At 68.3% G+C, this 20,534-nt stretch carries 25 protein-coding genes; 15 read left to right on the top strand and 10 right to left on the bottom strand.

Annotated elements, in window-relative coordinates:
• The first annotated feature begins 1 nt into the window (after position 1).
• A complete protein-coding gene (locus VBO01S_RS16815) occupies positions 2-808 on the top strand; it encodes an alpha/beta fold hydrolase (protein ID WP_062476628.1) in 807 nt (268 codons plus the stop codon).
• 30 nt (positions 809-838) lie between these two features.
• Here VBO01S_RS16815 and VBO01S_RS16810 read toward each other — a convergent pair whose 3' ends face one another.
• Positions 839-1,504: an NAD-dependent epimerase/dehydratase family protein gene (locus VBO01S_RS16810; RefSeq protein ID WP_062476626.1), complete on the bottom strand. Its 666-nt coding sequence runs from the start codon at positions 1,502-1,504 to the stop codon at positions 839-841.
• Positions 1,505-1,525: 21 nt separating this feature from the next.
• Positions 1,526-1,909 (bottom strand): thioredoxin family protein, encoded by a 384-nt coding sequence (locus VBO01S_RS16805; protein WP_062476624.1) that lies wholly within the window; start codon positions 1,907-1,909, stop codon positions 1,526-1,528.
• 98 nt (positions 1,910-2,007) lie between these two features.
• Between VBO01S_RS16805 and VBO01S_RS16800 the strand changes: the two genes are divergently transcribed.
• Positions 2,008-2,358, top strand: coding sequence for an Mpo1-like protein (locus VBO01S_RS16800; protein WP_062476696.1), 351 nt, complete (start codon positions 2,008-2,010; stop codon positions 2,356-2,358).
• 22 nt (positions 2,359-2,380) lie between these two features.
• On the opposite strand, the gene VBO01S_RS16795 is transcribed toward VBO01S_RS16800, so the two are convergent.
• A complete protein-coding gene (locus VBO01S_RS16795) occupies positions 2,381-3,592 on the bottom strand; it encodes a YihY family inner membrane protein (RefSeq protein WP_062476621.1) in 1,212 nt (403 codons plus the stop codon).
• A 66-nt stretch (positions 3,593-3,658) separates the two neighbouring features.
• Here VBO01S_RS16795 and VBO01S_RS16790 point away from each other — a divergent pair, with 66 nt between their 5' ends.
• Complete coding sequence (locus VBO01S_RS16790) at positions 3,659-4,075, top strand: DUF2069 domain-containing protein (RefSeq protein ID WP_062476618.1); 417 nt, start codon at positions 3,659-3,661, stop codon at positions 4,073-4,075.
• Positions 4,072-5,499: an FAD-binding oxidoreductase gene (locus tag VBO01S_RS16785; protein WP_062476615.1), complete on the top strand. Its 1,428-nt coding sequence runs from the start codon at positions 4,072-4,074 to the stop codon at positions 5,497-5,499. The genes VBO01S_RS16790 and VBO01S_RS16785 overlap by 4 nt, the downstream gene beginning before the upstream one ends.
• Here VBO01S_RS16785 and VBO01S_RS16780 read toward each other — a convergent pair.
• From VBO01S_RS16780 to nthA, 3 genes are read right to left on the bottom strand one after another with little or no spacing between them, the layout of a single operon-like run.
• Positions 5,496-5,873 carry a nitrile hydratase accessory protein gene (locus tag VBO01S_RS16780; RefSeq protein ID WP_062476613.1) on the bottom strand — a complete coding sequence of 126 codons (378 nt, stop codon included), beginning with the start codon at positions 5,871-5,873 and terminating at the stop codon, positions 5,496-5,498. The genes VBO01S_RS16785 and VBO01S_RS16780 overlap by 4 nt on opposite strands.
• A complete protein-coding gene (gene nthB / locus VBO01S_RS16775) occupies positions 5,870-6,535 on the bottom strand; it encodes a nitrile hydratase subunit beta (protein WP_062476610.1) in 666 nt (221 codons plus the stop codon). The genes VBO01S_RS16780 and nthB overlap by 4 nt, the downstream gene beginning before the upstream one ends.
• Positions 6,532-7,170, bottom strand: a complete 639-nt coding sequence (gene nthA, locus VBO01S_RS16770; RefSeq protein WP_062476606.1) for a nitrile hydratase subunit alpha — start codon at positions 7,168-7,170, stop codon at positions 6,532-6,534. Before nthA ends, nthB begins: the two co-directional genes overlap by 4 nt.
• A gap of 36 nt (positions 7,171-7,206) precedes the next feature.
• On the opposite strand from nthA, the gene VBO01S_RS16765 reads away from it, so the two are divergent.
• From VBO01S_RS16765 to VBO01S_RS16755, 3 genes are read left to right on the top strand one after another with little or no spacing between them, the layout of a single operon-like run.
• On the top strand, positions 7,207-8,046 hold the full coding sequence (locus VBO01S_RS16765; protein WP_062476602.1) for a thymidylate synthase: 840 nt from the start codon (positions 7,207-7,209) through the stop codon (positions 8,044-8,046).
• Between the two features lie 5 nt (positions 8,047-8,051).
• Positions 8,052-8,570: a dihydrofolate reductase gene (locus tag VBO01S_RS16760; protein ID WP_062476600.1), complete on the top strand. Its 519-nt coding sequence runs from the start codon at positions 8,052-8,054 to the stop codon at positions 8,568-8,570.
• A complete protein-coding gene (locus VBO01S_RS16755) occupies positions 8,567-9,694 on the top strand; it encodes a phosphatidate phosphatase App1 family protein (RefSeq protein ID WP_062476596.1) in 1,128 nt (375 codons plus the stop codon). The genes VBO01S_RS16760 and VBO01S_RS16755 overlap by 4 nt, the downstream gene beginning before the upstream one ends.
• Before the next feature lie 7 nt (positions 9,695-9,701).
• Here the strand turns inward: VBO01S_RS16755 and VBO01S_RS16750 are convergent, their stop codons facing one another.
• Positions 9,702-10,943: an NADH:flavin oxidoreductase/NADH oxidase family protein gene (locus tag VBO01S_RS16750; protein WP_062476593.1), complete on the bottom strand. Its 1,242-nt coding sequence runs from the start codon at positions 10,941-10,943 to the stop codon at positions 9,702-9,704.
• Between the two features lie 70 nt (positions 10,944-11,013).
• Here VBO01S_RS16750 and VBO01S_RS16745 point away from each other — a divergent pair, with 70 nt between their 5' ends.
• Together VBO01S_RS16745 and VBO01S_RS16740 are read left to right on the top strand one after the other, a co-directional pair.
• Positions 11,014-11,508 (top strand): MerR family transcriptional regulator, encoded by a 495-nt coding sequence (locus tag VBO01S_RS16745; RefSeq protein ID WP_082818170.1) that lies wholly within the window; start codon positions 11,014-11,016, stop codon positions 11,506-11,508.
• Between the two features lie 55 nt (positions 11,509-11,563).
• Positions 11,564-11,803, top strand: a complete 240-nt coding sequence (locus VBO01S_RS16740) for a hypothetical protein (protein WP_062476589.1) — start codon at positions 11,564-11,566, stop codon at positions 11,801-11,803.
• A gap of 25 nt (positions 11,804-11,828) precedes the next feature.
• Here the strand turns inward: VBO01S_RS16740 and gdhA are convergent, their stop codons facing one another.
• A complete protein-coding gene (gene gdhA, locus VBO01S_RS16735) occupies positions 11,829-13,172 on the bottom strand; it encodes an NADP-specific glutamate dehydrogenase (RefSeq protein ID WP_062476586.1) in 1,344 nt (447 codons plus the stop codon).
• A 231-nt stretch (positions 13,173-13,403) separates the two neighbouring features.
• Here gdhA and VBO01S_RS16730 point away from each other — a divergent pair, with 231 nt between their 5' ends.
• Complete coding sequence (locus VBO01S_RS16730) at positions 13,404-13,895, top strand: hypothetical protein (RefSeq protein WP_062476583.1); 492 nt, start codon at positions 13,404-13,406, stop codon at positions 13,893-13,895.
• A gap of 56 nt (positions 13,896-13,951) precedes the next feature.
• Here the strand turns inward: VBO01S_RS16730 and VBO01S_RS16725 are convergent, their stop codons facing one another.
• Positions 13,952-14,971, bottom strand: a complete 1,020-nt coding sequence (locus VBO01S_RS16725) for a TRAP transporter substrate-binding protein (RefSeq protein ID WP_062476580.1) — start codon at positions 14,969-14,971, stop codon at positions 13,952-13,954.
• 46 nt (positions 14,972-15,017) lie between these two features.
• Positions 15,018-15,800 carry an IclR family transcriptional regulator gene (locus VBO01S_RS16720; RefSeq protein WP_062476577.1) on the bottom strand — a complete coding sequence of 261 codons (783 nt, stop codon included), beginning with the start codon at positions 15,798-15,800 and terminating at the stop codon, positions 15,018-15,020.
• A 196-nt stretch (positions 15,801-15,996) separates the two neighbouring features.
• On the opposite strand from VBO01S_RS16720, the gene VBO01S_RS16715 reads away from it, so the two are divergent.
• The 5 genes from VBO01S_RS16715 to VBO01S_RS16695 all read left to right on the top strand — a co-directional run.
• Positions 15,997-16,980: a TRAP transporter substrate-binding protein gene (locus VBO01S_RS16715; protein ID WP_062476574.1), complete on the top strand. Its 984-nt coding sequence runs from the start codon at positions 15,997-15,999 to the stop codon at positions 16,978-16,980.
• 36 nt (positions 16,981-17,016) lie between these two features.
• The gene (locus VBO01S_RS16710; protein ID WP_062476570.1) at positions 17,017-17,478 is read left to right on the top strand and encodes a type II 3-dehydroquinate dehydratase; all 462 of its coding nucleotides are present in this window, start codon (positions 17,017-17,019) and stop codon (positions 17,476-17,478) included.
• Positions 17,475-18,041 carry a TRAP transporter small permease gene (locus tag VBO01S_RS16705; RefSeq protein ID WP_062476567.1) on the top strand — a complete coding sequence of 189 codons (567 nt, stop codon included), beginning with the start codon at positions 17,475-17,477 and terminating at the stop codon, positions 18,039-18,041. Before VBO01S_RS16710 ends, VBO01S_RS16705 begins: the two co-directional genes overlap by 4 nt.
• Complete coding sequence (locus VBO01S_RS16700; RefSeq protein WP_062476564.1) at positions 18,038-19,318, top strand: TRAP transporter large permease; 1,281 nt, start codon at positions 18,038-18,040, stop codon at positions 19,316-19,318. The genes VBO01S_RS16705 and VBO01S_RS16700 overlap by 4 nt, the downstream gene beginning before the upstream one ends.
• 4 nt (positions 19,319-19,322) lie before the next feature.
• Positions 19,323-20,534, top strand: a 1,212-nt coding sequence (locus VBO01S_RS16695; RefSeq protein ID WP_062476561.1) for an ELWxxDGT repeat protein, incomplete at its 3' end; no start/stop codon positions are given.

Genomic DNA, 20,534 nt, shown 5'->3' with positions numbered 1-20,534 from the left:
GATGAACTACACCGTCAACGGCCACGACACCTACTGCTACACCGCCGGCAAGCCCTTCGATGCGGCCAAGCCCACGGTGGTGTTCATCCACGGCGTGCTCAACGACCACAGCGTGTGGATTTTGCAAAGCCGCTGGTTCGCCAACCACGGCTGGAACGTGCTGGCGGTCGACCTGCCGGGCCACTGCAAGAGCGCCGGCGCACCGCCGGCCAGCGTGGAAGAGGCCGCGCAGTTCGTCATCGCACTGCTCGACGCGGCCGGCGTGCACAAGGCCGCGCTGGTCGGCCACAGCTTCGGCTCGCTGATCGCGCTCGAAGCCGCGGCACGCGCGCCCGAGCGCATCACGCAGCTCGCGATGGTCGGCACGGCCTACCCGATGGTGGTGTCGCCCGCGCTGCTCGAAAGCTCGGTGAGCGATCCGCAGCGCGCCATCGCGATGGTCAACACCTTCTCGCACTCGCTGCTGGCGCCGCCGCCCTCCTCGCTCGGCCCGGGCACCTGGCTGTACGGCAGCTCGCGCGCGCTGATGCGCCGCGTGCTCGCGAGCAACCGTGAGGCCAACGTGTTCCACATCGGCTTCAAGGCCTGCAACGACTACGCGAACGGCGAAGCGGCGATGGAGAAGGTGCAGTGCCCCGTGCTGTTCCTCCTGGGCGACGCCGACCAGATGACGCCGCCGCGCGCCACCAAGGCGCTGGTGGGCAAAGCGCGCAACGCCAAGGTGGTGACGGTGCATGCCGGCCACGCGCTGATGAGCGAGGCGCCGGACGAGGTGCTGTTCGCGCTGCGCGACTTCGTCGCGGGCTGAAAGAACGCAGGGTGGTGTTTCAGCTGCTGTTCAGCTGCCCAGGGCGTTGATGTCCGCCGGATCGAGCAGCACCTTGCGTGCGCCCCGGCGTGCCACCGCGAGCATCGCTCGGCCCACCTTCTCGGTGGTGGTCACGCGGTCGGGCCACCAGCGGTGGGCCAGCCCGAGCACGGGTTTGAGCACCACGATCGCGGCGTCGTACAGCGGCGTCTTCGAGCGCACGCCGTGCAGCGGCTGGATCATGCCGGGCCGGAACATGTAGGACGCGCGAAACGGCAGGCGCATCAGCGCGTTCTCGGTCGCGCCCTTCACACGCGCCCACATGCGTTCGCCGCGCTCGCTGCTGTCGGTGCCCGCGCCCGTCACGTAGGTGAAGGTCATGCCCGGGTTGAGCCGCGCCAGCACGGTGGCGGCTGCGATCGTCAGGTCGTAGGTGATGCGCTTGTACTCCGGCTCCTTCATGCCGACCGACGACACGCCCAGGCAGAAGAAGCAGGCATCGAAGCCCGTCAGCTGCGACTCGATGGCGCGGTAGTCGTACATGTCTTTGTGCACCAGGTCCTGCAGCTTGGGATGCTGCTGCCCGGTGGCGCTGCGTCCCACGGCGACCACGCGTTCCACGTCGGGCGCCAACAGGCACTCGCGCAGCACGCCCTGCCCCACCATGCCGGTGGCGCCAAAGATCAGGATGTTCATGGGAAGGAAGCTCCGAAGCGGTCAGACCGCGAAGGCCGCGGGCTTTTTCTCGAGCACGGCCAGCAGCAGGTCGACGTCGAGGCTGGAAGGCTGCGGTGGCTGCAGCGCGCCGAGCAGGCGCGACAGCGTTTCGATGTGCGGCAGCAGCGGGCCGAGAAAGCGCGTGCCGTCGGCGCCCGCCACCAGCAGGGTCGGGAAGGTCTCGACGTCGAAGGCGTCGGCGATCTCGGCGTGGTCCTCGATGTCGACCCAGGCGAAGCGGAACTGCGGGTGCGCCTTTGCCAGATCGACCAGCAGCGGCCGGTAGTCGCGGCAGGTGCCGCACCATTCGGCGCACAGGCAGACGACCCACAGCGCGTTGGCATCGGCGGAAGAATCGACGGGGACGACGGGAACAGCGCTCAAGGTGGATACGGCGAAGGTGGGATGGCGAACCCGGGTGGTGCGGCCGCGGGGTCGTGGCTATTATCAACAAAGCCCCTGCGGGGCGCAGGAGACCCATGATGAACACCTCCACCCCTGCCGCACCGGACACGCCGGCCACGGTCGATCCGCGCCGCTTCACCAGCTTTGCCGAGTTCTATCCCTTCTATCTGACCGAGCACGCCAACGTCACCTGCCGGCGGCTGCATTTCGCGGGCTCGACGATCTCGCTGCTGTGCCTCGTGGCCCTGGTGGTCACGCTCAATCCGTGGTGGCTGCTGGCCGGGCTGGTGGCAGGCTACGGCTTCGCCTGGGTCGGGCACTTCGGCTTCGAGAAGAACAAGCCCGCCTCGTTCAAGCGCCCGCTGTACTCCTTCATGGGCGACTGGACGATGTACCGCGACATCTGGGCAGGCCGGGTCAAGATCTGACGCCCCTAACGCCAGGGCGCTCCTAGATCAATAGCACGTCACCCAGCCGCAGCGTACGCAGCGGGCCCTTCTGCCACAGGTCTTCCAGCGGCTCGGCGCGCGGCATGAGCAGCTCGCGCAGCAGCGGCTCGATGGGCGTCGACGGGTCGGCCAGCAGCACGTAGCGCGGGTCCTGGTTGGCGGGCTCCTCGGCCAGCGGCGCGATCCAGTCGAGCCGCACCAGCGTCTCGAGCACCGGCGCCAGTTGCAGCCCGTCGACCCGCATGCGCGTCAGCAGTTCGCTCGCGCCCATGCCCTTGGCCGACGTGGCCTGCGCGCGCGCCAGGTGCTGCAGCACTTCCATCGCGAGCTGCATCGGCCAGCCCGCCGCGCCGCCCCGACGCGCCACGCCCGTCAGCAAACTCGGCAGGTAGGCCGCGATGACGGCGCCCAGCAGCACGATCACCCAGGCCACGTAGATCCACACCAGCAGGATCGGGAAGGTGGCGAAGGCGCCGTACAGCACCGAGTAGGTCGGCACCAGGCTCAGGTAGTAGCCCAACACGCGCTTGGCGATCTCGATGGCGGCCGCCACGAAGAGGCCGCCGGCCCAGGCGTGCGACCAGCGCACCGTGGTGTTCGGCACGTAGTGGTACAGCCCGGCCATGCCGGCCGCGAGCAGCAGGAATTCCAGGGTGTCGAAAGCCAGCTTGACGATGCCTCCGCCCACCACGTCACGCGACGCGGCGAACACGTACGAGGTGGTCGACAGGCTCACCGCAAGAATCAGCGGCCCGAGCGTGATGGTGGCCCAGTAGATCAGCACCCGCTGCGCCAACGGCCGCGGCGTGCGCACGCGCCAGATGTTGTTGAGCGTCTTGTCGATGGTGAGGATCAGCGCGATGGCGGTGATCAGCAGCACCACCAGGCCCGCGATGCCCAGCCCGCTGGCCTTGCTCGCGAACTGGTTCAGGTAGCCCAGCACCTGGCGCGCGATGTTGTCGGGAATCAGGCTCTCGATCAGCCAGCGCTGCAGGCGGCCCTGCATGGTGGCGAACATCGGGAACACGGTGAAGAGGGCAAGCGCCACCGTGAAGAACGGCACCATGGCGATGGTGGTGGTGAAGGTCAGGCTGCTGGCCGTGAGGCCGAGGCGGTCTTCGCGGAAACGCTCGCCCAGCACTGCTGCGGTGTTGCGCCAAGGAAAGCGCGAAAGATCCCTCCAAAGCTGCCGACGATTCATGCCCGGTATCATGCCATCCGCTCTTTCCAGAGGCGCCCGGCCCCCCGGTGCGCCCCCTCTTCTTCTTTCGCCGCCACCGTGTCCGACACCCCACTCCCGCCCTCTTCCGTCCGCGCCACCCGATGGGCCGCCGTGGGCAGCCTCGTCGGCCTGATCGTGCTGGGCCTGGCCTGGGAACTGTGGCTGGCGCCGCTGCGCCCGGGCGGCTCGCTGCTGGCGCTCAAGGTGCTGCCGCTGGTCATTCCGCTCGCGGGGCTCTACAAGAACCGGATGTACACCTACCGCTGGGTCAGCCTGATGATCTGGCTCTATTTCACCGAGGGCGTGGTGCGCGCCTGGAGCGACACCAACGGCGTGGGGCAGGTCCTCGCGCTCGTCGAGGTGCTGCTGTGCCTCGTGCTCTTCGCGGCCTGCGCGTGGCATGTGCGCCTTCGCCTGCGTCACGCCAAGGCCGCTGCTGCCGCTGCCCGTCCCCTGGAGGCTTCCGCCCAATGACCACTTCTTCTTCCCTCATCGACCAACTGCGCGCCATCGTCGGCGCCACGCACGTGCTGACCGAGGGCGACCTCGCGGCCTACGAGCAGGACTGGCGCAAGCGCGCGCGCGGCAAGTCGCTCGCCGTGGTGCGCCCGGCCAATGCGCAACAGGTGGCCGACGTGGTCAAGGCCTGCGCCGCGGCCGGCACGGCCGTCATTCCGCAGGGCGGCAACACCGGCCTGGCGGTCGGCTCCATTCCCGACGACAGCGGCACGCAGGTGGTGCTGAGCCTGCAGCGACTGAACGCGATCCGCAACATCGACGCCGCCAACCTCACGATGACCGTCGAGGCCGGCTGCATCCTGCAGACCCTGCAGGATGCAGCCGAGAAAGCCGGCTACCTGTTCCCCCTGAGCCTGGCGGCCGAGGGCAGCTGCACCATCGGCGGCAACCTCGCGACCAACGCGGGCGGCACGCAGGTCGTGCGCTACGGCAACACGCGCGACCTGTGCCTGGGCCTGGAAGTGGTCACGCCGCAGGGCGAGATCTGGGAAGGCACGAGCGGCCTGCGCAAGGACAACACGGGCTACGACCTGCGCGACCTGATCGTCGGCAGCGAAGGCACGCTGGGCGTCATCACCGCCGCGACCATGAAGCTGTACCCGCTGCCCGCCGCACAGCTCACGGCCTGGGCCGCCGTGCCCTCGCTCGACCACGCCGTCACGCTGCTGGGCCTGGCGCACAAGCACCTGGGCTCGGGCCTCACGGGCTTCGAGGTGATGGGCAAGTTCGCGCTGAGCCTGGTCGACAAGCACATGCCGCAGCTGCGCGTGCCCTTCATCGCCGACGAGGCCGTGCCCTACTGCGTGCTGCTCGAGAACTCCGACAGCGAGTCCGAGGACCACGCCCGCGCGCGCTTCGAGGCGCTGCTCGAAACCGCCTTCGAAGACGGCTGCGTGACCGACGCGGTGGTGGCCGAGAACCTCACGCAGGCGCACCAGCTCTGGCACATCCGCGAGAGCATTCCGCTCGCACAGGCCGAAGAGGGGCTGAACATCAAGCACGACATCTCGATCCCCGTGTCGCGCATCCCGGCCTTCGTGGAAGCCACCGACGCACTGCTGAAACGCGAGATCGCTGGCGTGCGGCTGGTGAACTTCGGCCACCTGGGCGACGGCAACCTGCACTACAACGTGCAGGCGCCCGAGAATATCGACACCAAGGCGTTTTTGAAGAACGAGGAAGAGCGCATCAACACGCTCGTCTACGACGCGGTCGAGCAGTTCGGCGGCTCGTTCTCGGCCGAGCATGGCGTGGGCTCGCTCAAGGTCGACAAGCTCGAGAAGCACAAGTCGCCGGTGGCGCTGGAGATGATGCGGGCGATCAAGCGCGGGCTCGATCCGAAGAACATCCTGAACCCGGGGCGCGTGATCCGGGTCTAGCCAGAAAAATCCTCGCCGCGCAGCTCGATCGGCTGGCCGTGCGGCGTGCGCTCCGCCGCGTGGTCCCAGGCGTGGCGGTAACGGGCCAGTTCCTCGCCGGAACTCGCGCCCTTGCGGGCCACGAGGTTTTCGAGCGCGGCGAGCCAGTGGCGGTAGTAGGTGTCGCCCGTGTCGGGGTCGCCTGCGGCTTGCGCAGCGCTGATCTGGGTGGCCAGCGCCTCGGCCCATTCGACCCAGCTGAACAATCCGCGCTCGTGCAACGCCAGCGTCATCGCGAAGGCCTGAGCCTCCCACGGTTCCCTGAACACCGGCCCGTCGGCGTCGCGCGGCATGCCCGGGGCGAGTGCGAGCGGCGGCATGTCGTTCGCCTTCATGCCGCGGGCTCCAGGTAGCTTTCCCACGCATCGACCGACACGGCCAGGTTCTGGCGCGGCGCGGCGTCGCCCCACAGCTCGGCTTCGTCGAAGACCACGGTGTAGAGCCATTGCGGCTGCTCGCCCAGGCCCTGCGCATTCGCATCGGCGAACACGTGCGCGCCGTGGATGTGTTCGATCGTGCCGCGCTTGCCCTGCACGTAGCCCGGCAGGCGCGTGTGGTGGTCGACGCGCCCGAGGTGCATGCGCACGGCCTGCCCGACCGCAAAGCGCGCGGGCGCCGATGCGGGGCGCTCGGTGCCGGAGCCCCTGGCGAGCACGGCGGGCACGTTCGCGGCCTGCAGCACGCGGGCGACCGGCGTGGCCGGATGGTGCATCTGCCCGGACGCGATCTCGTCCGCGAAGACCTGTCCGCGTTGCAGCATCAGCTGCTCCAGCGCGCCCAGCCAGATCTGGTAGTAGCTCAGGTCGCGGTAATCGGGCAGCGTCTCGCGCGCGGCGCGGCTGGTGTCGATGTTCCAGGAGCCGGTGGCGCCCATGGCCAGCGTGAGCGCCAGTGCGCGCGGCTCCCAGGCGCCGTGGAACAGCTCGCCTTCGGGCTCGGGCGTGACGGGGCCGAAGCCGGGTTGTCCGCCGAGGTCGGCGTGGGTCGTGTAGGTCATGCGGCGCTCCTTGCCGACGGCGCCTCGACCACGCGCGTGCCGATCATCGAATCGCGCGAGACCAGCGCGGCGAGTTCGTCTTCGCTCCAGCCCTCGGTGCCGGCCGGGCGCTGCGGGATCACGAGGTAGCGCACCTCGGCGGTCGAGTCCCAGACGCGGATGCGCGTGGTCTCGGGCAAGGTCGTGCCGAAATCGGCCAGCACGCCGCGCGGGTCTTTCACGGCACGCGAGCGGTAGGGCGCGCTCTTGTACCAGGTGGGCGGCAGGCCGAGCACGGGCCAGGGGTAGCAGCTGCACAGGGTGCAGACGACCATGTGGTGCTGGTCGTCGGTGTTGGCCACCGCGACCATGTGCTCGCCTTGTCGGCCGGTGTAGCCCAGCGAGGCGATGGCCGCCGTGGCGTCGGCCATCAGCCATTCATGGAACGTCTGGTCGACCCAGGCCCGCGCCACCACCCGTGCGCCGTTGCGCGGGCCGATGCGGGTCTGGTAGGTGTCGATCAGCGCATCGAGCGCGGCGGGGTCGATGTAGCCTTTTTGCGTGAGCACGCTTTCGAGGGCGCGCACGCGCAGGTCCATCTCGCCGAGTTCGCTGTGGTCGTGGGAATGGTCGTGGGAGTGGTCATGGCCGGTCATCGGCCGATGCTAGCGCCGCCCCGTAAAATTCCCAACATGACCCTCCCTGCCCGCCCCGTCCGCTCCCAGTACGAAGATTTCATGCGCCACGTCGACACGCACGGCGTGTTCAAGAGCGACCGCACGGGCACGGGCACCAAGAGCGTGTTCGGCCACCAGATGCGCTTCGACCTGAACGAGGGCTTTCCGCTGGTGACCACGAAGAAGGTGCACCTGAAGTCCATCATCCAGGAACTGCTGTGGTTCCTGACCGGCTCCAGCAACAACAACTGGCTCAAGGAACGCGGCGTCACCATCTGGGACGAATGGGCGCGCGAAGACGGCGACCTGGGCCCGGTGTACGGCGTGCAGTGGCGCAGCTGGCCCACGCCCGACGGCGGCCACATCGACCAGATTTCCGACGTCATCAAGACGCTGAAGAGCAACCCCGACTCGCGCCGCATCATCGTGAGCGCCTGGAACGTGGCCGAGCTGTCGAAGATGGCGCTCATGCCCTGCCACGCCTTCTTCCAGTTCTACGTGGCGCCGCCGCAGGCCGAGGGCGAGCGCGGCAAGCTCAGCTGCCAGCTCTACCAGCGCAGCGGCGACATCTTCCTGGGCGTGCCCTTCAACATCGCCAGCTACGCGCTCCTCACGCACATGGTGGCGCAGCAGTGCGACCTCGACGTGGGCGACTTCATCTGGACCGGCGGCGACTGCCACATCTACAGCAACCACGCCGAGCAGGTGAAGCTGCAGCTCAGCCGCACGCCCTTCCCCTACCCCACGCTGAACATCAAGCGCAAGCCCGACTCGATCTTCGACTACCAGTACGAAGACTTCGAAGTGCTGGACTACAAGCACGGCGATCCGATCAAGGCGCCGGTGGCGGTGTGAGTGCCATGAGTGCCACCACGCCCCGCATCAACCTGATCTTCGCGCGCGCCGCCAACGGCGTGATCGGCGTGAACAACACCATTCCCTGGCACCTGCCCGAGGACATGGCGCACTTCAAGCAGCAGACCGCGGGCGCGCCCGTGGTGATGGGCCGCAAGACCTGGGACTCGCTGCCGCCGCGCTTTCGCCCGCTGCCGGGCCGCCGGAACATCGTGGTCACCAGGCAAGCCGATTGGCAGGCCGAAGGCGCGCAAGCGGTCGGCAGCCTGCCCGATGCGCTGTCGCTGTGCACGCCGTCGGACGCGCCCGAAGTCTGGGTGATCGGCGGCGCACAGATCTACGCCGAAGCCGAGCCGCTGGCCCAACGCGCCGTGGTCACCGAGATCGCTCGCGACTACGAAGGCGACGCGCACGCCCCCGTGCTCGACGCCGCCGTGTGGCGCGAGACGCAGCGCGAGTCGCACGTCTCGGCCAAGGACGGCCTGCCCTTCAGCTTCGTGACCTACGAACGCATCGCGGCATGACGGCGCCGCACCGCACGCCCGGTCTCCCGCCGCGGCTGTCGCGGCGCACCATGCTGGCCGGCGCCGCCCTCTTCGCCGGCCTCGCGCCGCTGCAGGCCCTGCATGCTGCCGGGCCGCTGGAATCGGACGAAGAGGCGCTGTTCATGCCCGGCACCGCGCGCCCCACGGCCGACGGCCGGCTCGAGGTCGACGTGCATGCCTGGGTGTTCGAGCGCGAGCACCGCTGGGGCCTGGACGCCGCGCTCGCGCGCTACCTCGGCATGAACCTGAAGAAGCTCACGCCGGCCGCGCGGCTGCGCTTCAGCCAGCGCACCGCGCTGTTCCATGCCGAGTCGGAAGAAGACAAGGTGATCGACGTCGTCTTCGACGGCTCGGCCACGCGCCTCACGATGCCGCCCACGGGCGCCGACGGCCGCAGCAACCTGCGCGCGGTCGTCGAGGCCTCGCACATCCCGGCGTCGCAGGAGTGGCTGCCCTTCCATGGCGTGACCGGTCCGGGCGAGCTGCTGCCGCGCTTTCGCGGCCGTGCGCAGATCGTGCCGGCGCAGGGCGTGTCGGTCATCTCGGACATCGACGACACCATCAAGCGCACGCAGGTGCGCGACCGGCGCGAGATGCTGCTGAACACCTTCGCGCGCCGCTTCGAGGCCGCGCCGGGCATGGCGGCGCACTACCGCGCGCTGGCGCAGGCGCCCGGCACGCGCTTTCACTACCTCTCGGGCAGCCCGATCCAGCTGTACCCCGCGCTCACCGATTTCATTCGCGACGCCGACTTTCCCGCCGGCAGCATGCACCTGCGCGAAAGCACGACGTGGCGCACGCTGATCCCCAGCGCCGAAGACTCGCGCGCGCACAAACTCGGCGTGATCGAGCGGTTGCTGGCCGAATTTCCGCAACGCCGCTTCCTGCTCGTGGGCGATTCGGGCGAGGCCGACCCCGAGATCTACGCGCAGGTGTTCCGTGCGCATCCGCAGCGCATCGACGGCATCGTGATCCGCGACGTGACCGACGAGAACCGGCTGTCCGATCGCTACCGCGCCACCTTCGAAGGCATCGCGCCCGTGGTCTGGCACCTGCTGCGGCCCGACACCACCGCCTGGCCGATTCAACCGGCCAATCGATAGCGGCGGCTCACGCCGTGCGCGCTCCCAACCAGCGTCGGTAGCGCTTCGTCAGCCGCTTCGTGCGCAGCTGGTCGAGCACCAGGGTCAGGAACGGCGAGTGCGCGGGCGCGCTGTTGCGGCCCGGACGCAGCGTGCGCAGCCGGCGCTTCACCAGCGCCATGCGCGCCAGCGCGGCCATGACCTGGTCCTTCCAGTCGACCTGCGGGCTCTGCGCCGCCGCGTCTTCGCCCGCGCGCCAGCGTGCGGGCAGGTCGGGCGCCACGGCGAGCGCGGTGGCCATGCCCACCACGGCGACGCCTTCTCCCAGCACCCGTTCGGCGACGGCGCGGCGCACGATGCCGCCCGTGGTCATGACCGGCATGCGCGCCTCGGCGGCCAGCTCCCGGGCGAACTCCAGGAAGTAGGCCTCGCGCGCCAGCGTGCGCCCGTCGGCGGTGCGGCCCTGCATCGCCGGGCTCTCGTAGCTGCCACCGGACAGTTCGACCAGGTCCACGGCCTCGTCATTGAGCCAGCGGATGACCTGCTTCGCATCGTTCTCAGAGAAGCCGCCGCGCTGAAAGTCGGCGGAGTTGAGCTTGACGGCCACGGCGAAGCCGCGCGCCACGCGGGCCCGCACGGCACGCACCACGTCGAGCAGGAAGCGCGCGCGGTTCTCCAGGCTGCCGCCCCAGGCATCGGTGCGCTGGTTGGTCAGCGGCGACAAAAACTGCGAGAGCAGATAGCCGTGCGCCGCATGCACCTGCACGCCGGTGAAGCCCGCGCGCTCGGCGGCCTGCGCCGTGGCGGCGAAGCGGTCGACGGTCTCGGCGATCTCCGCCTCGCTCATCGCCTTGGGTTGCACGAAAAGCTTGCTGTGCTTGCCCAGGTCGAGCGCCACCGACGACGGCGCCCAGGCCGTGCCGCCCATGTTGCTCTGCACCTGGCGGCCCGGATGGTTGATCTGCATCCACACCTGCGCGCCGCCGCTGCGTGCGGCCGCGGCCCATTCGGTGAAGCGGTCGAGCGGCGTATCGGCTTCGAGCACGACACCGCCCGGGCCGGTGAGCGCGCGGCCGTCGATCATCACGTTGCCCGTGAGGATCAGGCCCGCCCCGCCCTGCGCCCAGACACGGTAGAGGTCGTGCAGTGCCGCGCCCGGCAACTGCCCGGCGTCGGCCATGTTTTCCTCCATGGCGGCCTTGGCCAGGCGGTTGGGCAGGACGCTCCCGTTGGGCAGGGTCAGCGGCAGGAAAAGCGGCGAGGAGTTCACGATGAGGACCGGGTGGTGGAGTGGAAAAAACCCGATGCTAAGATTCAAGCCAACTTGAAGGTCAAGCGATATGAAAATCGGTGAACTGGCAGACAAGACCGGCATGGCGCCCTCGGCCATCCGCTTCTACGAGCAAAGCGGCCTGCTGCCCGCGCCCGAGCGCGGCGCCAATGGGTACCGCGTCTACACCGAGGCCGCGCTCAAGCGGCTGCAGCTGATCCAGATCGCGCAGAACCTCGGCTTCTCGCTGGACAGCCTGCGCAGCGCCTTCGCAGGCTGCGAGGTCTTTTCGGGGGACGACCTGCTCGAACGTCTCGACGGCCGCGTGCGCGAAATCGACCAGCTCATGGCCGGCCTGCGCGCGCAGCGGCGCGACCTGACCGACCTGCGCACCACCTTGCGCCAGACCTGGGCCGCCGGCGAATGCATGGACCCCGCCACGCTGGCCGAAAGCATGGCTACGACCAGAAACAAAGTGGCACGTCCCTCGCGCCCGCAGAAAGAACTGGAAACTTCGGTACACGCCTCGAAAGGCATGCGCCGCGCAGGGTTTAGACAGCGCTAATTGTTTGTGCGCACAATGTCCGAACCGCCCTCCCCTCAACACAAGGAGACGACCCATGTCCATGGAATTTCTTCGGACCCTCGCCGAGCAGAAATTGCCATACGTCCTCCACACGCCCGCAGACATCGACAGGCTGCGCGTGCTGCGTGCCGCCGATCTCGTGACTGCCTTCATTCCGCCGTCGGAGCACGCGCCCGACGAGCGCGCGATCCGTCAGCTGGCCCAGGTGGAATCGATCACCGCGAAGGGCCGCTTGGCCCTGAACAAGGCGACCTCTTCGTTCATCGAACTCTGAGGCGCCACGTTCGCTCGGGCAACGCTCAGACCACGCCCTGCGCCAGCATCGCATCGGCCACGCGCACGAAGCCGGCGATGTTCGCGCCATCCACGTAGCTCACGCTGCCGTCGGCGCGCGAACCGTAGTGCAGGCACGACTCGTGGATGCCCTGCATGATCTGCAGCAGGCGCGCATCGACCTCGTCGCGCGTCCATGACAGACGGGCCGCGTTCTGGCTCATCTCCAGGCCCGACGTGGCCACGCCGCCGGCGTTGCTGGCCTTGCCCGGTGCGTACAGCACGCCGTGGCCTTCGAGCACCTTCACGGCCTCCATGGTCGAGGGCATGTTGGCGCCTTCGGCCACGCACACCACGCCGTTCTTCACCAGCGTGCGCGCGTCTTCCTCGTTGAGCTCGTTCTGCGTGGCGCTGGGCAGCGCCACGTCGACCGGCACGTGCCACGGCGTGGCGCCGGCCACGAAGCGGGTGCCGGTGCGCTCGGCGTAGTCGCTCACGCGGCCATAGAGGTGGTTCTTCACGTCCATCAGCACGGCCAGCTTCTCGGGCGTGAAGCCGTCCTCGTCGACCACGGTGCCGCTCGAGTCGGACACGGTGACCACCTTGGCGCCCAGCGCCATGGCCTTCTCGATGGTGTACTGCGCCACGTTGCCCGCGCCCGAGACGCTCACGCGCAGGCCGTCGAAGCTGCGGCCCTTGCGCTTGAGCATTTCCTGCGCGAAGTAGACGTTGCCGTAGCCGGTGGCCTCCGGGCGGATCAGCGAGCCGCCGAAGCTCAGGCCCTTGCCGGTGAACACGCAGTCGGCGCGGTTGGTGAGCTTCTTGACCATGCCGGCCATGAAGCCGACCTCGCGCCCGCCCACGCCCACGTCGCCGGCCGGCACGTCGGTGTCGGAGCCCACGTGGCGGAACAGCTCGGTCACGAGGGCCTGGCAGAAGCGCATCACCTCGCCCTGGCTCTTGCCCTTGGGGTCGAAGTCGGCGCCGCCCTTGCCGCCGCCCATGGGCAGCGTGGTCAGCGCGTTCTTGAAGGTCTGCTCGAAGGCCAGGAATTTGAGGATCGACAGGTTCACCGAGGGGTGGAAGCGCATGCCGCCCTTGTAGGGGCCGATGGCCAGGCTGTGCTGGATGCGGAAACCGCGGTTGACCTGCACCTCGCCGTGGTCGTCCACCCAGGACACGCGGAACATGATCACGCGCTCGGGCTCCACCAGCCGCTCCAGCAGGCTGTGGCTCGTGTACTTGGGGTGCTTCTCGATGTAGGGCCACAGGCTCTCCATCACTTCGGTCACGGCCTGCAGGTACTCGGGCTGTCCGGGGTTGCGTTGTGCGACGTGTGCGAGGAACCCCCCGACGGATGCGTGCTTCATTCCAATCAATCCTCTGTTTTCCAAAACGGTGCATAACCTTATGCGAATCCTGCATTTTGCCGGATCGGAGAACCAGATTGAGGCGCAAAGCCCTAACAAGGTGCGTTGTTTGGGGCGCGCGGCGTGGCGAGGCCCCAACTTGGAACATCGCCGGGGCACACCGGCGCCCGCAAAAGCGGTCAGAATCCCGCCCCGCGCGCCCTCCCGCACGGCCCGTCTCGGAATTCAAAGATGCAGATCAGCTACCGCTTCCAGTTCTCGCAGGCGCACGTGCTCACCGGCTTCCTGCGCAACCTGCAGCAGGTCTGGTGGGTCCGGTTCAAGTGGCCGTTGGCGCTGCTGTTCGCCCTGGCCCTGGCCGTGTGCGCCTACGAAGGGTTTCCCGTCCTGGCGGGCGTTTTCGCGGTCGGCATCGCGCTGCTGCTGAGCGCGCCGGCCATCGCCCGGCTGGCCCTCCATCGCTTCAGGCAGAGCCCCTTCTACAACGACGAGATCGACTTCTCGCTGTCGGAGAGCGGCTCCCACGCACGGGGCCGCCACAGCGAGGTGCGCCACGGCTGGGAGGCCTACACCAAGGCCCGCCGCTTCAAGGACGGCCTGCTGCTGTGCCACGGCCCGGACGCCTTCCACTGGCTGCCCGATGCGGCCGCGGCCGATCCGGCGGCCATTGCAGCGGCGCAGCGGCTCGCACGCGCGCGCATCCGGGACTACCGCGAGCTCTGACCGGGAACCGGGGACGATGAAGGCAAGGCGCCCCGGATCAAGGGCGCGCTCGCCTGCTACTTGCGCGCCTTCTCGATCTCCGCCATCAGTTCCTTGACGGTGGCCTCGCCGACCGAGGCCGTGTACTTGTCGATCACCGGCTTCACCTTGGCGCGCAGCTTCGCCATCTCTTCGGGCGGCAGCTCCGAAACCGTCATGCCGGCCTTCTTGAGCGCATCGAGCGCGCTGTCGGCGGCGCCGCGCGAGGCCTGGCGCTGGAACGTGGTCGCCTCCGCGGCGGCCTCGTTGACGATCTTCTTTTCGTCGGCACTCATGCCGTCCCAGGTCTTGCGGCTGATCAGCAGCGCCTGCGGGTTGTAGATGTGGCGGGTCTGGGTGATGTACTTCTGCACTTCCGCGAACTTGGACGACAGGATGGTCGTGTTCGGGTTCTCCTGGCCGTCGACCGCCTTCTGGTCGAGCGCGGGGTACAGCTCGGGGAACGGCAGCGGCGTGGCGTTGGCGCCCAGCGCGCTGAACATGTCGATGTAGATTGGCGACTGGATCACGCGGATCTTCAGGCCCGCGATGTCGTCGGCCTTGACGATCGGACGCTTGCTGTTCGTCAGGTTGCGAAAGCCCAGGTCCCAGTAGCCCAAGCCGTGCAGCGCCTTGTCCTCCAGCTTGGCCATCAGCTTCTGGCCGAAGGGGCCGTCGGTGACGACGTCGGCTTCCTTGCCGCTGTTGAAGAGGAACGGGAAGTCGTAGGCCGCGAACTCCTTCACCTGCGCCGACAGGATGCCGGCGTTGAGCACGGTCATCTCCACCGTGCCGCCCTGCAGCGCCGACACGGTCTGCAGGTCGCCGCCCAGCGTTCCGCCGGGGAACAGCTTCACGGTGATCTTGCCGCCCGACTTCGCGGCCACGAGGTCGGCGAACTTCTGCGCGCCCTGCGCCTGCGGATGGCCGGCCTGGTTCTGGAACGCGAACTTGATGGTGCGCTCCTTGAGCTGCGCGAACGCACCTGGGGCGGCGAACGCGAGGGCCGCCGCCATGGCGGCCAGCAGCAGGGTGCGCTTCGAATGCTTCGTCTTCATGGTGATGTCTCCTTCTCTTTGTTGGGGATGGTGCAAACGGCAGGGCCTACGCCCTCTTCTTGAACAACGCCGAGGCTCCGCTGGCGCGCGCCACCTCCTCGGCGGCCTGGCACAGCGCAGGTCCCAGCGCCTCCATCCGCTGCGGCGTGAGCCGCACCGACGGGCCCGCGATGGTGACGACCCCGATCGCCGTGCCGTCGGCGCCGAACACGGGCGCGGCCATGGCGGTCATCGCGGGGGCGAACACCTCGTTGATCATGCTGAAGCCGCGCTGACGCGCCGCCTTCACGAAAGCCATCACGGCCTTGAGCGACGTGGGGGCCTTGGGGCCGTAGTCCTCGGGCTTGCCCAGCCCCTTCTTGGCGACGAGCGCCATCGCGTCGTCCTCGCCCATGGTCGACAACCACGCATGCCCCGCCGCGCTGCACGAGAGCGCCACCGACAGGCCCATGTCGGGGTCATAGCGAAGGCCGTGCGTGGCGCCTTGGGCCTTCGCGACAAAGGTCAGGTCTTCGCCGTCGACCACCGCCAGGCGCACAAGCTCGCCCGAGGTCGAGGCCAGCTGGTCGAGCAGCGGCTGCGCGATGTCGACGATGCCCGAGCGGCTGAGGAACGACAGGCTGATCGAGACCAGCTTGATGGTCAGCACGTAGTGGCCGTCGCGCGCCTCCTGCCGCACGTAGCCGCAGCGGATGAGCTCCGCGAGCAATCGGTGCGATGCACTCAATGGAATCTGCAATTCGCTGGCCAACGCCGACAGCGCGCACCCCTCGGGATGCTCCGCCAGATGTTCCAGCACCTTGAAGCTGCGTTCCAGTATTCCGCTCATTTCGTCCTCCAGATGTCGTCTCGTCAACGCGGGCGATGCGGCCCGCCACTCAGGGTCCGCCAGCGTAGCAGAACTCGGGGAAGGGATTTCCATTATGGAAATTCTTTCCAACAAAAATACGATCGCCTCCGTCCGGCATTTTTTCCTTCCCCCTTTCTTCCTTCCCGCCCGAGGACCCTTCGTGAAACTTCTTCGTATGCTTGCCGTGGCCGGCCTGTGCGCCGGCCTCACCGCCCCGTCGTGGGCGCAGCAGGAGCGGGTGATCCGCTTCGGCCACCTGAACAACGCCGACCACCCCGTGAGCTTCGGCGTCAAGCGCTTCGCCGAGCTGCTGTCGGCCAAGAGCGGCGGCAAGATGAAGGTCCAGGAGTTCCCCGCCTCCCAGCTGGGCAACGAGATGCAGCAGCAGTCGGCCCTGCAGGGCGGTGTGCAGCAGATGTCGGCACCGGCCACCACGTCGCTGGCCGGCATCGTCAAGGAGTTCGGCCTCGTCGACTTCCCCTTCTCGGTGAACAACTTCGCGCAGGCCGATGCGCTGCTCGACGGCCCGTTGGGTCAGGCGCTCATCGCCAAGCTCCCCGAGAAGGGCCTTGTCGCGCTCGGCTACTGGGACCTGGGGTTTCGCAACGTCACCAACAGCAAGCGACCCATCGCCAAGCCTGAAGACCTCGAAGGTCTGAAGATCCGCGTGATCCCCAACCCCGTGTTCCTCGAAACCTTCAAGGCCTTCAAGGCCAACCCGGTGCCGATGCCCTTTGCCGAGCTGTACGGTGCCCTCGAAGCCAAGGCGGTCGATGGCCAGGAGAACCCCTATGCGGTGATCCTGTCGAACAAGTTCTACGAAGTGCAGAAGTTCGTCAGCGCGACGAACCATGTCTACGCCGCCAACATCGTGCTGGTGAGCAAGAAGTTCTGGGACTCGCTCACGCCCGCCGAGCAGAAGATGATGAACGACGCGGCCAACGAGGCACGCGGCTACCAGCGGCAAGTGAGCCGCGCTGCAGCACAGAAGGCCGTGGGCGACCTGCAGGCCAAAGGCGCGCAGTTCAACGAACTCAGCGCCACCGAGCAAAAGCGCATGCGCGACATCGCCAAGCCCGTCGTCGACAAGTTCGCCGCCCAGTACGACCCCACCATCGTCAAGCTCTACAACGACGAGCTCGTGCGCATCCGCAAGTAAGTCAGCAAGCCAGCCCGTCCCTCACCGAAGCTCCCCATGAAGATCCTCGTTCTCCACGGCCCCAACCTCAACCTGTTCGGTCGCCGCGAACCGCACATCTACGGCAAGACCACGCTCGCCGAGATCAACGCGCAGCTGCAGGCCCTCGCCGGCGAACTCGGCGTGACGCTGGACACCATCCAGTCGAACCACGAAGGCGACCTGATCGACTTCCTGCACACCCACATCGACGATGCGCAGGGCGCGCTGGTGAACCCCGCCGGCCTCACGCAGCACGGCGTGCCGCTGCACGACGCGATCAAGGCCATGCCGTTCCCGACCATCGAGGTCCACATGTCCAACATCGCCGCGCGCGAGGCATGGCGCGCGCATTCGATCATCTCGCCGGCGGTGAAGGGCACGGTCCAGGGCCTGGGCCCGCTGTCGTACCTGGCGGCGTTGCGCGCGCTGGTCGACATGCAGCGCCAGGCGCAAGCGCAAGCACAGGCCTCCGCATGACCCGCTGGCTCGACCGGTGCTGCACCGGCATCGAGGCGCTGATCGCGGCCGCGCTCGCGGTCATGGTCGTGCTCGTGTTCGGCAACGTGGTGCTGCGCTACGGCTTCAACTCGGGCATCACGGTGTCCGAGGAAATCTCGCGCTGGCTCTTCATCTGGATGACCTTCCTGGGCGCCGTGGTGGCACTGAAGGAGCACGGCCACCTGGGTGTGGACATGGTGGTGCAGAAGCTGCCCCCCATCGGCAAGAAGATCTGCCTGGCCGTCGGCCATGCGGTGATGCTCTACATCGTCTGGCTGTTGCTGCAGGGCAGCATCGCACAGGCGCGCATCAACTGGGACGTGACGGCGCCCGTCACCGGCGCCTCGATGGCCATCGTCTATGCGGCGGGCATCGTGTTCTCGGTGCTGGCCGGGCTCATCCTGGCGCTCGACCTGCTGCGCCTGCTCACGGGCCGCATCGCCGACCATGAGCTGGTGATGGTGCAGGAGTCGGAAGAAGCGGTGCAGCTGCAGCAGATCCTGGGTTCGCAAGACGCCAAGGAACCGGGGGCACGGCCATGACCATCGCTGTTTTCGTCGGCTCGCTGTTGCTTGCCATGGCGATGGGCATTCCCATCGCCTTCTCGCTGCTGGCCAGCGGCGTGGCGCTGATGTGGCACCTCGACCTGTTCGACGCGCAGATCCTCACGCAGAACGTGATCGGCGGCGCCGACAGCTTTCCTCTTCTGGCCGTGCCCTTCTTCATGCTCGCGGGCGAGATCATGAACGTGGGCGGGCTGTCCAAGCGCATCGTCGACTTCGCACTCGCGCTCGTGGGCCACGTGAAGGGCGGCCTGGGCTACGTGACCATCATGGCCGGCTGCCTGCTGTCGGCGCTCTCGGGCTCGGCCGTGGCCGACGCCGCCGCCCTCACCGCACTGCTGCTGCCGATGATGGTGCGCGCGGGCCACGACAAGCCGCGCGCGGCCGGCCTCATTGCGGCCACCGGCGTGATCGGCCCCGTGATTCCGCCGAGCATCGGCCTGGTGATCTTCGGCGTGGCGGCCAACGTGTCGATCTCCAAGCTGTTTCTCGCGGCCATCGTGCCGGGGCTGCTGATCGGCGGCGCGCTGTGGATCACCTGGGCCTGGCTGGTGCGGCGCGAAAAGATCGTGCCGCCGCCGCGCAAGTCGTCGGCCGAAATTGCCGCTGCCTTCCGCAACGCGCTGTGGGCGCTGATGCTGCCGGTGATCATCCTCGTGGGCCTGCGCATGGGCGTGTTCACGCCCACCGAGGCCGCGGTGGTGGCCGCCGTGTACGCGCTGTTCGTGTCGACGGTGGTGTACCGAGAGATCACCTGGAAGGACCTGTACGCCATCTTCGTGAGCGCGGCCAAGACCAGCGCCATCGTGATGTTCCTGATCGCCGCGGCGATGGTGAGCGCCTGGCTCATCACGGTGGCCGACCTGCCCTCGAAGATCGTGGGCATGCTGCAGCCGTTCATGGGCAACCAGATGCTGCTCATGATCGCGATCATGGTGCTCGTGATGGTGGTGGGTACGGCGATGGACATGACGCCGACCATCCTCATCCTCACGCCGGTGCTCATGCCCGTGGTGAAGGCGGCCGGCATCGATCCCGTGTACTTCGGCGTGCTGTTCATCATCAACAACTCGATCGGCCTCGTCACGCCGCCAGTGGGCACGGTGCTCAACGTGGTGGCCGGCGTCGGCAAGATCTCGATGGACGACGTCACGCGCGGCGTGGTGCCGTTCATGCTGGCCGAGTTCGCGATCCTGTTCGTGATGGTGGCGTTCCCGCAGCTGGTGATCGTGCCGGCGCGGTGGTTCGGGGGCTGAGCCGATGCGCGCCGTTTTCCTCACCGCGCTCGCCCTGCTCACTGCCCTGCCCGCCGCTGCACAAGACCCCGAGCGCGAGGTGCTGCCCGAGCAGCGCCAGCGGCTGGCCTTCATCGCGCCCTCCGGCCTCGCGCCGCTGGTCAGCGGCAAGATGGTGTTCAGCGCCTTTCACGTCACGACCGGCCAGGAGCTGTGGGTCACCGACGGCAGCAACGCCGGCACCACCCTGTTGAAAGACATCCGGCCGGGCTTCCGGGGGTCGTTCCCTGCCGGTCAGGTCGCGTTCAAGGGCCACGTCTACACCACGGCCACCGACGGCGCGAGCGGGCTCGAGCTCTGGCGCACCGACGGCACCGCCGCCGGCACGACGCAGGTGATCGACCTGCGCCCCGGCGAGGAAGGCGCGATGCCCAACGAGCTGACCGTGTTCCGCGACGCGCTCTACTTCGTGGCCGACGACGGCCAGACCGGCTTCCAGGTGTGGAAGACCACGGGCGATGCGAAGGGCACCACGCGCGTGTCCGCCGTCGATGCCGGGCCGCGCGCCCTCACCCGCCAGCTCACCGTCGCCGGGCCGCGCCTGTTCTTCACGGCGACCACGCGCACGCACGGCCACGAGCTCTGGGTGACCGACGGCTCGCCCGAGCACACGCGCCTGGTGAAGGACATCCGCCCGGGCATCGAGGACGCGGGCATCCAGAACCTCACGGCCGTGGGCAATGACATTTACTTCACCGCGCACGACGGCGAGCACGGCGCCGAACTGTGGAAGAGCGACGGCACCGAACATGGCACGCAGCTGGTGAAAGACCTGCGCCCCGGCGCCGCGCCCTCGCGGCCGACGCACCTGGCAGTGCTGGGCCGCACGCTGTACTTCTCGGCCGACGACGGCGTGCACGGCATCGAGCTGTGGAAGACTGACGGCACCGCGAAGGGCACAGTGCTGGTGAAGGACATCCGCCCCGGCCCGAGCGGCTCCATGTCGAGCGCGATCGCCGTGATGGGCGGCAAGCTCTACTTCGCCGCGACCGACGGCGTGTCGGGCGCGGAGCTATGGCGCAGCGACGGCACGGCGGCGGGCACGGTGCGCGTGAAGGACATCGCACCGGGCGCGGAGAATGGCTCGCCAGCGCGCTTCGCCGTCATCGGCGCGCGCCTGTGGTTCGCGGCGAACGGCGGCGGTGGCCGGGGCGTCGAGCCGTGGACCAGCGACGGA

The sequence above is a fragment of the Variovorax boronicumulans NBRC 103145 genome (assembly GCF_001591345.1).
Classification (GTDB): domain Bacteria; phylum Pseudomonadota; class Gammaproteobacteria; order Burkholderiales; family Burkholderiaceae_C; genus Variovorax; species Variovorax boronicumulans.
The sequence above is the reverse complement of the archived record's forward strand: the minus strand, read 5'-3'. Positions and strand labels throughout refer to the sequence as shown.